We start from the raw sequence: 12,050 nt of genomic DNA on the forward strand, positions 1-12,050 counted from the left end.
GAGTGTTTGGCGCGCGTTCTTCCATGAATTGGAAGAACTGGGGGGAGGTATTAGAGCGCTTCGATTTCCTGAATCGAAAGTTTGGTGGTTTTGGCTATAAATTCGTTAGATAAGCCTTCTTTTTTTAATTCCTGGGCTATTTCCATCTTACCTTCCATCTTACCTTTAATCTCACCTCTGATCTCACCTTTAATCTCTCCATTAATTTCACCTCTGATGTACAAGATGTCCTTTTCTTCTACAAATATTTTTCCTGTTAGTGCCATATTTTTAATTGATGTTTTCTCTAAATTACGCAATTGCATCAAAACGCGCAATTGTTTTAAATATCTTCCTTGTTCTAATTCTCCAATGCCTTTGTTTTCTATTTCGTGAACGATCTGTTGTAAGATCATTTCTGTATCCTCAATCTGGAGATCTCCGAGAATGGCCAGCATCTTTTGTTCTATTTTATCTGAGTTTAGAAATACCTGGTAATCGATCTCCGAAAATGTGAGCAGGTTATACCAGAAATGGAGGTATTTGTTCCTGATCCGCATGGGCATAGTGGGTTTTCCTGCACCAATATAAATCACAAACTGGGTCACTGGCAGTCCATATTTTCTTTGCAGCATGATGCTGTATTCTGCCATGCGGAAAGCCATATTTTTCTCGTTGTCGCGCTGGTATTCAATGTGGAGTATAAAGACCTTCCCCTGGTCGTCTTCAACTCTTTTTAAAAGATCAGGTTTGCGTTCCTTGGTATGCTGAACGTCATCTGCGATCTCTTCACTTTTTACGATATGGAGATGGAGTACATCTTTAATAACGTCGGGTAGGGTGTCTTCCATGTTTTCACGGAAAAGCTTGTCATACATGCTGCCCTGTTCGGGTCCATTAAATTTTTCTGTCATATTTTATCTGAATTGCACCAATGTAGAGATGGGAAATTCTAATAAAAAATTATTGCTGATTTTTGAAATGGAACGGCTAACAAAGAGAAATTTTATCCAAAAAAGCATGAGAAAATGGGGGTAAAACTGGGTGACGTTAGTTTTTGTCTTGAATTGGCTTAATGGGTGAAAATAGGATTTATGGTCTCTCTGGGCCTTACAGGCCCTGAGGTTCGACCATTAAATCCTATTTTCTTGGGTGCAGACCGGGGAGGGTGGTGAAAGGGAAGAAAAAAATGGTTCCTGGAAAATTGACTAAATAGTAGGGCTTAAAATTAAATATGCTCTAGTATAAATTTAGGGTCTATTTTGAGTTTATAATAGATGGCTTTTATGAAAGATACATCTGGTTTGCGCTTCCCTGTCATTATCTGAGACAGTTTCGGTTTACCAATTCCCAATTCGTCAGCAAGCTTGGCCTGTGAAATCTTATTCTCAAACATAAATAATTCAATGGCTTCTGGTAGAGACTCAGGTTGTTTAACAGGCTTCAGTCCTAAAACTTCATCTTCAAATTTTTCAGCAGCAGTTGTCATGGAAATTAATTGTTGCGTTTCAGATTCGTTCAAGTTCGATTCACCTTTATTCATTAGATCATAGATACTAACCATGGTTTCATAGTAGTGTCTTTCTGAGTTTATTTTATATTCCATGTAAATACAGTGTTTTGATTTAGAATCTGAATCACCCACCATTTTAGCATCAATTTAGTTTAGGGGAGTGAAAATAGGATTTATGGTCTCTCAGGGCCTGTAAGGCCCTGAGGTTCGACCATTAAATCCTATTTTCTTGGGTGCAGACCGTGGAGGGTGGTGAAAGGGAAAAACTTTTTTATTGCTAATCAAATTCCATCACAGTTACCTGCTAACATTTACAACTAATCCGCCTCCTAGTGGGCTCTGCTGATAGACTTTTCTGATGGATTTTTGAAAAAATCCCAGATGTCCATAGATGCATTCAAATACTATTTTACCCTCGTGGCTTAAAATAAACGTATTGGTGTCAAATTCTATCTCTTCTGAACCTACAGTGACAAAAATTTTATCGGATCTCGTCTCTTGATGGAAGACACTACTTATGCTTTCATTTGCGAAGGTAGTTATCATTGACGATGTGGGGTTAGACTTTAAGAATGTTAAAATCTCCTCGCGTTCACTTCTAAAGGTGTTTTCTTTTTCATAAATATCTTTATAGTATTGTTCTAAAAAGGGTAGCAGGTCTTTTTCTAAAATTTCCGGTTTTAGTGTCCAGATATATTTTTCTTCGGTTTTTTCGAGGTTGAATGAAGTAGGATTGTCTACTGAAGCATTTGCAAATGCTTCTATTGAGAGTTCACTTTTAGCTTGTAAAGCTTCCACTGATTTAACTGATGTGCTAAATCTTGTAATAATTCCTGTTCTTAAAAATCTTCCCATTGTTTAATTATTTTGTTGTTAGTTAATGTTACAAAGGTATGTTTAATAATTAAAGGTGTCAATATTTATTTAAAAATTAATATTTAATATTAATATGATAATATTGGAGGGTTTGCCAAAATTTTGATTTTATCATGTTTAAGCCTGGGCTATTTCCAAAGCTGTTTCCATTTTGCCTTTAATCTCATCATTCGAGAAAATTGGGGTAAAACTGAGCAACATTTTTTTTTGTCTTGAATTGGCTTAATAGGTGAAAATAGGATTTATGGTCTCTCTGGGCCTTACAGGCCTTGAGGTTCGACCATTAAATCCTATTTTCTTGGGTGCAGACCGGGGAGGGTGGTGAAAGAGAAAATTGGTTGTTGTTTATTAAATTTTTGAGTTCTGATTACCATATTTTGTAACGACTTATTTTTATTTAAATTTGTTTTCAAAATATTGATTTACAGATTTTTATGAAAATTTTTATTTAGAAAAACTATCGTTACACTTGAAGTCATTTTTAAAAAATCAAGTGTAAATTATGAGTAGTACGAAGTACATTAATCCGATGTTGGATTGGAGTTTTAAGAAAATTTTTGGGACGGATCCAAATAAAGACTTACTAATCGCGTTCCTAAATGAGGTTTTCAAAGGGAGAAAAAAAATTGTAGATCTGGTCTATAACAAGACCGAACATCATGGCAATAATAAAAAGGAAGGGTCGGCGATATTTGATCTGCTCTGCACCGGAGACAAGGGTGAAAAGTTTCTGATAGAAGTGCAAAATGGTAAGCCTGTTAATTTTAAAAAGCGAGCAATATTTTACACCTCCAGACTGATCAGCGAGCAGGCACCCAAAGGAGAAATGGATACGTGGAAGTATGATATTACTGAAGTGTATTTTGTGGCTATTTTAGAAAAAACCCTGGAAGTCCAGGAGCGATATTTTCGTGATATCTGTTTGTGTGACAGAGATACGGGAGAAATATTTTATGATGAACTTGGGTATACATTCATTGAATTGAGTAACTTTGTTAAGACCAGTAATGAATTGGAATCTGAGCTGGACAGGTGGCTATACTACTTAAAGCACTTAAGCGAAATGGATGATATGCCGCCACATTTACGAAAGACGATTTTTGAGAAACTATATAATATAGCGGATTATACGAAGATGACAAAGGAAGAACAGGACATATACGATCAGGAGTTGAAGAGGAAATGGGATAACGAAGCCGTTAGGGAACAGTCATTTCTTGATGGTGAGGAGCGTGGCCGGGTTGAGGAAAAGAAAGAAATTGCTCTATCCTTAAAAAAGATGGGCTTGTCTCCGGAACAAATCTCAGAAGCTACAGGTCTTACAGCTGAAGAAATAGCAAATCTATAAAACCGTATAACCAAAACCAACACTAAAAGCCCTGGAAATTTTCCAGGGCTTTTTTGAATAGCGGTTACCTCATTACTATTTCTGTCAAAATTTTGCTTTAAACTATAGCTTAAATAGAATATTTTAGGTGAAGTGAAAAAAATATAACCATATATTGAAGCGGAATATTTAAATTGCAGAAAGATTTAGTAACCGGCTTTGCCATAGCAATATGTAAATGAATAGGATGTACAATAAGCTTTCTGACGCTGAATTAACTGCTTTACTTAAGGAGGGGGATGAGGGGGCTTTTACTGAGGTTTATCAGCAATATTCGCCGGAGTTAACGGCATGGGTGAGTAGGAAGGTGTTGTCGCTGGATGATGCGCATGATCTGGTGCATGATGTTTTTATTCATGTATGGCTGGATAAGGGGAATGTAACGGCTGTTAAGCCTTATCTGTATTATATTACCCGGAATAAGATTGTGGATTATTTCAGGAAGAATGCGAGCCGCAGGGAATATGCGGTTTTAACGCAGCTTGTGAATCAAAAGCAGGAGCCTCATATGGATCCGGTTGCTTCTATTGAGGCTAAAGATCTGCGGGAAAATCTGGAGGCTGCGATTGAGCAGCTGCCGCCGCGGACAAAAGAGATCTTTAAACTCAGCCGGCAGGAAAATTACAGCACGGCTGAGATTGCGGCTAAACTGGGCCTGAGTGAGCAGACGGTAAAGAACCAGTTGAGTACAGCCTTGCATTATTTAAAAAATACAGCAGACAGGTTATCTATTCTGGCTCTGCTGTATGTATTGTATAATTAGGTCCAGTCTTTCTCTTCGAGGGTGAAAATTTCTTCTACAGTAGTGTTAAATACTGCGGCGATTTTACAGCAGACCATTTTTTTAATTCGAGCATAAACATATTTTTATTCTCGGAGCAAGTACGTATCTTTGTTTTAAATACACGTGCCATGACAACAAAACTTACATTAACTGTAGAAGAGGACGTTATTAAAAAAGCGAAATCTTATGCTAAGCAAACCGGTAGAAGTCTGTCAGAATTAATAGAAAAGTATCTGGAGACACTAACAGAGGAACATAGAGAGACAAAACAGATTTCTCCAAAACTTAGGAAATTAGTAGGGGCGGTTAAGTTACCTGCAGATTTTGATGAGAAAAAGGAGCTGAATAATTATTTTGAAAGCAAACATTTATGAAGAATGTCTTTGTAGATACGAATATCCTAATCGATCTTCTTGCTGACAGACCACCCTTTAGTAAATTTGCAATTGAAATCTTTGACTTAGCTGAAAAAGAGAAGGTTCGACTTTTCACGTCTTCTCACTCTTTCGCTACTACGCATTATCTGTTGAAAAAACATGTTAGCGAAAAAGAACTTCGGGAGTTGTTATATGCATTATTAGACTTTATTAATCTCATCTCTATCGATACCTCCATTATAAAAAAAAGCCTGATGTCCAATCATAAGGACTTTGAAGATGCTATTCAAATATTTGCAGCAAATTCAATAACGGATATGGATTTTATTGTGACCAGGAATTTGAAGGATTTTAAAGATGCCGGAATAACTGTTTTACCACCTGATGAGGTAATTCAATTTTTATAAGGCGAGGTATCTCACTCTAATTGCTTAGGTCCAGTCTTTCTCTTCGAGGGTAAAGATTTCTTCTACCGTGGTGTTAAATACTGCGGCAATTTTTAACACCAGTATGCTGGATGGAACAAATTTTCCAATTTCTATGGAGTTAATGGTCTGTCTGGAAACATTTACTTTGTCTGCCAATGCGGCCTGGGTAAGGTCGTGCTTGGCACGTTCCACTTTTATAGTATTCTTCATGGTTTGGGCTTATGCCATAAAGATGTATAGTCTGGAATAGCGGATCAGGTTTGCAAGGGCAAAAACAATGATCAGAAAGTAATTGATCGATATCAGATCGAAGGAGATGATGTGGTTTTGATAAAGATTGCTGATCACGAGTTTTATGGTATAGCCTGCAATTAATGCGATAAAAGCCGAAGAAGACCTGATGGCACCTGATCTTTCATCTTCTCTAGCTTGAAAGGAGTTAAATAAGGTGAATAGTCCTACCAGCAGCGGAATTTCAGCAGTTGATGACTTTGAGGTAAACAGGATTGGAATTCCCACTACAATAAGGAATAAGCCAACGAAGGGAGCGATTTTGATAAGAGTTTTCATAACATAAAGATTAGTTTAATTATCCAAATGTACAGTTTGTTTATTTAAAAGACAAGTTTGTTTGTCTTTTTTTAAAATATTTTTAATACCTGGTACCTGATGAGGTAATTCAATTTTTAAAGTATGTAGTTTATTTTTTTAGTGGTCCGAGGTGTTTATAGGTATTGATGTGTAAACCGGTTGGTGTGGACTTGGAGCTGACAAACTCAAGTTCCCGGGCATCTATACTGTCTGACAATAAGCGTTTACCTTGGCCAAGCAATACTGGGTAAGTGATGAGCACAACCTCATCGGCTAGTCCCTGGTCTAGCAATACAGAAGTTAACGTAGAACTTCCTACAACGATTACATCGGGACCATCTGTGGACTTGAGATGGCGAATTGCCTCTACAATATCCTCGCCCAGGTCTTGCACAGGGCCCCATTCCAGGCTGTCTGGTCTGTGGGTGGCGATGTATTTGGTTGCGGCGTTTATGGCATTTGCCATTGGGAAATCTCCGGCGTTAGGCCAAAAGCCACTAAATATATCGTAGGTGTTGCGGCCAAGCATGAGGTCAAAGTTTGGACCATAGGCTTCAAAAAGCATTGCTGCCCCGGCAGGGCTTCGGTAAGGAGTTGTCCATGCGCCATAGATGTAATCTCCGTCATGTTCTATTATACCGTCGAGGGAGATGTGTTCGAAAATTCTGATCTTTCTCATTTTGTTTCCATTGGTTTGTTGTTATCCAAATTTACAGAGGGCAAGTCATAGAAATGAGGTGTAATCGCGACAATATGAGGGCATTTTTAATCATTTGTATTTGCCAAAAGAGAGGCGAATGATATAAATATGTAGTTTACATCTCATGATGGCGTGTTTTACATGGTTTAGTGGCGGGTTTTTATTGATTACTAACAATCAAATTCAAGACGGGACAATCAGATTATACCTTAAAAAAAAGAAAAAGCAATACATGTAATGGGTTGCTTAATGATAATGAAACAAACTTTACATAGTTTTGTAGGAAGTAGCAAGAGTAGAGTTAGAAAACATCATCTCTATAAAAAACGAAACCCGCTAGTTTGAATTGCTTCAGGGACTAACGGGAATAAGATAATACAAATATAAACCTTTTTCAGTGGATGCAGATAGACGAGGGATCTTTTCTTTACGGATTGGATCATATTTCAACTGCCTGTAATGAAATTGACGCCTTATAGCAGTTTATGAATATATCTATCCCGCCCTTAAACCATGTAAAAACACGCCATCATAAGATGTTATTTACAGTTTTAAAAAATATTTCATTTTCTTATAGTACCATTTGCTTGTTGGTACGTGTTATTGTTTAATAGCACCAGAAAAAATGAATGCAGAAGAGTTAGATCAATTATTAGAAAAGTACCTAGAAGGGAAATGTACACCAGAAGAAACGCTGCTGGTGGAGCAATTGGTGGATAACTACGACAATAAAAGTACAGCCTGGGAAGACCTGGACGATAACAAACAACAAGTATGGTTGCAGCAACTATGGGCGGAGATCAAAGCGAGTATGCTTACCTATGAAACTCAGTATTTAAAATTCAGGAGATTTAAATTATGGTCACGCATTGCTGCGGCAGCAGCCGTTCTTTTAATCGTTGGTTCGGGTGTTTTCTTTTACATCAACTCTAGCCGCCACGTCATCCTGAATTCAGTTCAGGACCTCGGACTCGCTAGTAACGACATCAAACCCGGAGGCAACAAAGCCTACTTAGTCCTGTCTAACGGCAAACGCGTATCACTAACCGATGCGGCTAATGGTGAGCTTGCGAAGGAAGCGGGGGTGGAGATTACAAAAACTGCTGATGGGCAGGTAGTCTATAAAACGGCGAGTGATATTAGCGGTCGTCATCCTGAATTTAGTTCAGGATCTCCACATCAATATTCGAATGCTCTTAACACAATCGAAACCCCCAAAGGGGGACAATACCAGATCCGACTCCCTGACGGATCCAAAGTATGGCTTAACGCCGCTTCTAAATTGATTTATCCTGTTTCCTTTAATGGGCGTGGGCAGCGGGTAGTTGAACTTAGTGGCGAAGCCTACTTTGAAATATTTAAGAATAAACTCCAACCTTTTGTGGTGAAATCCAAAAATCAGGAGGTTACCGTGCTCGGAACCCACTTTAATATTAACACGTACGATGATGAACCGGGTACTAAGACTACGTTGTTGGAGGGAAGCGTAAGAGTGAACGACGCAACCCTGAAACCTGGCCAGCAAGCTACGCTAACCAATAACCAACTTAAGATAGCCGAAGTGAACACCGATGAAGCCATTGCCTGGAAAAACGGTCTGTTTGCCTATAAAAACACACCGCTACAAAACGTTATGCGGCAAATTGCCCGGTGGTACGACGTAGACATCATTTACCAAAATAACGATTTACCCCAAAAGCTGCTTAGTGGTTCTGTATCCAGATACGACCAGGTATCTGGTATCTTAAAAGCCATAGAATCTACAGGAACAGCCAGATTTAAAATAGAAGGAAGGAAAATAACTGTATTACCCTAACAATGAATCATTAAAACGGGTCTAACCAGCCCATAAGTAACCATATCAACAAATACTAACCGACAAAAAAAATGAAAAAGATTAAAAGCAAAGGAAGTTAATACGACCGCGGTTTAGAAGAAAAAAGCCATGAAAGTGTGACTAGCACCCTCATGGCAAATATTCTGAGTTAACCCTTAAAAACAAATTGTTAGATCCATTTACGTATTAACCCAAAACACTAAAGTATGAATAAATATGCTTTTAACCAAGGCATGCCGTATTGTTGGCTGCCGCCAAAAATACTATTGATTATGAAATTGATCATAGTGATAATGACCACCTGCCTGATGCAGGTAACCGCCGCTACCTTTGCCCAGAAACTTACCTACAGTAAGAAAGGCGCCAGCCTGGAGGAGATTTTTAAAGAGATCAAAAAACAAACCGGATATAACGTATTGTATTCACCAGAAAAAGTAGACGATACCAAGAAAATAGATGTGTATTTTAAAGAAGCCGCATTACCAGAAGTACTGGAAAAAGTAGTGAGCGGACAGGCATTAGAATACACGATCAATGATAAGAATATTAGTTTAAAACCTAAAGAACCCACCTTTCTGGAACGCCTGGCTAATCGCTGGGCTAGCATTGACGCTTCTGGTAGGGTGGTGGATTCGGAGAATCATCCGCTTCCTGGCGCGAGTGTGAAGGTAAAGAAAACAGGGAAAGGCGTGAGTACGGATAAGGATGGGAAGTTCTTTCTGAGAGGCGTGGAAGAGGGCGCTGTGCTGGAGGTGAGTTTTGTTGGGTATTTGCCAAAGGAAGTGAGTGCTTCGGCAAACATGGGGAACGTGGTGCTGGAGCAGAGTTTGTCGAAGCTGGATGAGATTCAGGTGATTGCTTATGGAACAACGACAAGAAGATTGAGTACTGGTAATGTGACTACGATAAAAGCAGATGTGATTGAGAAACAGCCGGTGAATAATCCGCTTCTTGCGTTGCAAGGAAGAGTGCCAGGATTGTTTATAGAGCAAGCTAGTGGATTTGCAGGAACTGGAGTTAAAGTGAGGATACAAGGGCAAAATAGCATTAGCAATGGAAATGATCCTTTGTATGTTATAGATGGGGTTCCTTATTTTTCTCAGCTGTTACCAGGAGGCAATTCAATTGTTGGAGGTTCCGGCGTGCCATACGGAACTGCAAGCTCATTTGGAAATCCATTGAGCTTTATCAATCCTTCTGATATCGAAAGTATAGATGTGTTAAAAGATGCTGATGCAACTGCAATTTACGGTTCGCGTGCCGCTAACGGAGCCATACTTATTACGACAAAAAAAGGAAAGGCAGGAGATACAAGAGTAAACCTGAATCTCCAATCAGGTTGGGCAAAAGTTCCCAGAAAGCTGGATCTAATGAATTCACAACAATATCTTGAAATGAGAAGGGAGGCTTTAAGAAACGACGGTATCACTGCGCCCGAGGTTGGTCCTTATACCGACAGTGATTTAAATGGCAACTGGGATACTTCCCGTTATACGGACTGGCAAAAGGAACTGATTGGTGGAACTGCTACCTTTCAGGATTTGAATGCTTCAGTGTCTGGAGGGAATGATCGGACCAACTTTTTAGTAGGGGCAGGGCATCATCGGGAAACTACAGTTTTTCCTGGTCATTACGCGGACAATAAAACTTCTATACACTTTAATCTCAACAATACCTCCACTAACCAGAAATTCAAAATTCAGTTTTCAGGAAACTATCTGCTAGATGATAATAAATTGCCGAATAATGATTTAACAGAGTTTTCAATGGAGCTGGCTCCTGTATCTCCTGCTTTATTTAAAACTGATGGCAGCATCAATTGGGCGCCCGATGTTTCTGGATATACAACCTTTGCCTTAAATCCAATGGGGTATATGTTCGATAGTTTTTTAAATAAAACAAGTAACTTGATGAGCAACATGAATTTGAGCTATGAATTAGTACCTGGACTTGAGATGAAGAGTGTTTTTGGTTACAATAACTTGAAAACTAACATCGTTAACAAGGTTCTTCTTCAATCTCAACCACCAGAAGTTGCTCCATATGTCCCTCGAAGTACTCTATTCGCAAATCAGGATATCAATTCATGGTCTGTAGAACCTCAACTAATCTATAATCATTATATTGGTCAAGGTAAACTAGAAATACTTTTGGGTACAACTATTTCTAAAATTACAAGTCTTGGATCTGGTATTCTAGCGCAAGGTTTTAGTAACGATCTGGTCATGGATGATATCCTCTCGGCGACTAGTGTGTATGCACTTTCTTCAATAAGTTCCACTTATAAATACAATGCAGTATTCGGTCGGATCAATTACAATTGGCAAGATAAATATATTTTAAACTTCACAGGCAGAAGAGATGGAAGTTCAAGGTTTGGACCTAAAAGTCAGTTTAACAATTTTGCTGCTGTTGGTGGTGCCTGGGTCTTTTCCAGCGAAAAGTTGATTAAAGATCATTTACCCTTTTTAAGTTTTGGAAAGCTACGGGCTAGTTATGGCACAACTGGTAGCGATCAGATCGGGGATTATCGCTTTTTAAGCCTGTATGATCCTCTTCAGCAAGGCATCTCCTATCAGGGAATTGTTGCCTATCAACCAAACCGTTTAACGAATCCTTATCTCGAATGGGAGGAGACTCGAAAATTGCAGTTTGGATTGGATTTGGGGTTTTTGAAAGATAGAATACTTTTGAATGCAAATTATTATAGGAATCGTTCATCCAATCAGCTAGGTAGCTATGTTCTTCCATTGACTACTGGTTTTGGAGCTATAGACCAGAATAAAACAGATAAAATAGAAAATTCAGGATGGGAGTTAGCTATCACAAGTGCGAATTTTCAGAATAAGGATTTTAAATGGACAAGCAGTGTCAATGTAACGATACCTAAGACCTTATTAACTGCTACTAATGATATACGCTTTCCTTCTAAACCTATTGTTGGGGATCCATTAAGTGCTGTGCGTGTGTATCATTTTTTGGGGGTAAATCCAGCAACTGGATTGTATCAGTTTGCAGACCACAATGGCAATCCTACATCGAAACCTGATCCCAGTCTAGATGCAACTGTGTTTATTGATCAGGCACCGAAGTTTTATGGAGGTTTTCAAAACTCATTTTCCTATAAAGGTTTTCAGTTAGATTTTCTGTTCTCTTTTGTGAAACAGATTGCCAAAAATCAGAGATTTGGATTTGGATTTCCAGGTCAAGGTCATGGGTCTGGTTATGGAAATCAACTGGCAAGTCTGATGGACCGTTGGCAGAAGCCTGGTGATATTTCAAGTACACAAAGATTTTCAACAAACAAATCTGAGGTATCTCAAGCCTTAACTAACGTATATAATAGTGATGCTGCTTGGACTGATGCTTCGTATGTCCGTTTAAAGAATGTTTCACTTTCCTGGCAATTAGCTGGGAACTGGAGTAAGCATGTACATCTACAAAATTGCAGTTTATTTGTTCAGGGACAGAATTTATGGACTTTAACCAGCTATAAAGGACTGGATCCTGAGACAAAAAGTTCAACTACACTTCCTCCATTACGAGTAATTACCATTGGTTTAAAAGTGGGTTTATAA

12 protein-coding genes are annotated in these 12,050 nt (G+C 38.7%); 6 read left to right on the forward strand and 6 right to left on the reverse strand.

All coding sequences use genetic code 11. The features are described 5' to 3' along the window. Nucleotides 1-50: 50 nt before the first annotated feature. The 3 genes from R2S08_RS08340 to R2S08_RS08350 all read right to left on the reverse strand — a co-directional run bounded on the left by R2S08_RS08340 (nucleotide 51) and on the right by R2S08_RS08350 (nucleotide 2,347). Nucleotides 51-893 (reverse strand): Rpn family recombination-promoting nuclease/putative transposase, encoded by an 843-nt coding sequence (locus tag R2S08_RS08340; RefSeq protein WP_316834729.1) that lies wholly within the window; start codon nucleotides 891-893, stop codon nucleotides 51-53. A gap of 314 nt (nucleotides 894-1,207) precedes the next feature. Beyond that, nucleotides 1,208-1,585 carry a helix-turn-helix domain-containing protein gene (locus tag R2S08_RS08345; RefSeq protein ID WP_133784860.1) on the reverse strand — a complete coding sequence of 126 codons (378 nt, stop codon included), beginning with the start codon at nucleotides 1,583-1,585 and terminating at the stop codon, nucleotides 1,208-1,210. Nucleotides 1,586-1,789: 204 nt separating this feature from the next. Then, nucleotides 1,790-2,347, reverse strand: a complete 558-nt coding sequence (locus R2S08_RS08350; protein ID WP_133784856.1) for a hypothetical protein — start codon at nucleotides 2,345-2,347, stop codon at nucleotides 1,790-1,792. A gap of 523 nt (nucleotides 2,348-2,870) precedes the next feature. Here R2S08_RS08350 and R2S08_RS08355 point away from each other — a divergent pair. From R2S08_RS08355 to R2S08_RS08370, 4 genes are all read left to right on the forward strand, one after another. Then, complete coding sequence (locus tag R2S08_RS08355) at nucleotides 2,871-3,716, forward strand: Rpn family recombination-promoting nuclease/putative transposase (RefSeq protein ID WP_316834730.1); 846 nt, start codon at nucleotides 2,871-2,873, stop codon at nucleotides 3,714-3,716. Nucleotides 3,717-3,933: 217 nt separating this feature from the next. Continuing rightward, entirely contained in the window at nucleotides 3,934-4,518 is a 585-nt protein-coding gene (locus tag R2S08_RS08360) for an RNA polymerase sigma-70 factor (RefSeq protein ID WP_316834731.1), read from the forward strand. 149 nt (nucleotides 4,519-4,667) lie between these two features. Beyond that, nucleotides 4,668-4,913 carry a DUF6364 family protein gene (locus R2S08_RS08365; RefSeq protein WP_316834732.1) on the forward strand — a complete coding sequence of 82 codons (246 nt, stop codon included), beginning with the start codon at nucleotides 4,668-4,670 and terminating at the stop codon, nucleotides 4,911-4,913. Beyond that, nucleotides 4,910-5,323 carry a PIN domain-containing protein gene (locus R2S08_RS08370; protein WP_316834733.1) on the forward strand — a complete coding sequence of 138 codons (414 nt, stop codon included), beginning with the start codon at nucleotides 4,910-4,912 and terminating at the stop codon, nucleotides 5,321-5,323. Before R2S08_RS08365 ends, R2S08_RS08370 begins: the two co-directional genes overlap by 4 nt. 24 nt (nucleotides 5,324-5,347) lie before the next feature. Here R2S08_RS08370 and R2S08_RS08375 read toward each other — a convergent pair whose 3' ends face one another. From R2S08_RS08375 to R2S08_RS08385, 3 genes are all read right to left on the reverse strand, one after another. Then, entirely contained in the window at nucleotides 5,348-5,554 is a 207-nt protein-coding gene (locus tag R2S08_RS08375) for a helix-turn-helix transcriptional regulator (protein ID WP_316834734.1), read from the reverse strand. Nucleotides 5,555-5,563: 9 nt separating this feature from the next. Next, complete coding sequence (locus R2S08_RS08380) at nucleotides 5,564-5,914, reverse strand: hypothetical protein (RefSeq protein WP_316834735.1); 351 nt, start codon at nucleotides 5,912-5,914, stop codon at nucleotides 5,564-5,566. Between the two features lie 130 nt (nucleotides 5,915-6,044). Beyond that, nucleotides 6,045-6,614, reverse strand: coding sequence for a dihydrofolate reductase family protein (locus R2S08_RS08385; protein WP_316834736.1), 570 nt, complete (start codon nucleotides 6,612-6,614; stop codon nucleotides 6,045-6,047). Nucleotides 6,615-7,260: 646 nt separating this feature from the next. Here R2S08_RS08385 and R2S08_RS08390 point away from each other — a divergent pair. Together R2S08_RS08390 and R2S08_RS08395 are read left to right on the forward strand one after the other, a co-directional pair. Continuing rightward, the gene (locus R2S08_RS08390) at nucleotides 7,261-8,451 is read left to right on the forward strand and encodes a FecR family protein (protein WP_316834737.1); all 1,191 of its coding nucleotides are present in this window, start codon (nucleotides 7,261-7,263) and stop codon (nucleotides 8,449-8,451) included. Between the two features lie 293 nt (nucleotides 8,452-8,744). After that, on the forward strand, nucleotides 8,745-12,050 hold the full coding sequence (locus R2S08_RS08395) for a SusC/RagA family TonB-linked outer membrane protein (protein ID WP_316834738.1): 3,306 nt from the start codon (nucleotides 8,745-8,747) through the stop codon (nucleotides 12,048-12,050).

This window comes from Pedobacter nutrimenti, assembly GCF_032678445.1.
GTDB classification, from domain to species: domain Bacteria; phylum Bacteroidota; class Bacteroidia; order Sphingobacteriales; family Sphingobacteriaceae; genus Pedobacter; species Pedobacter nutrimenti_A.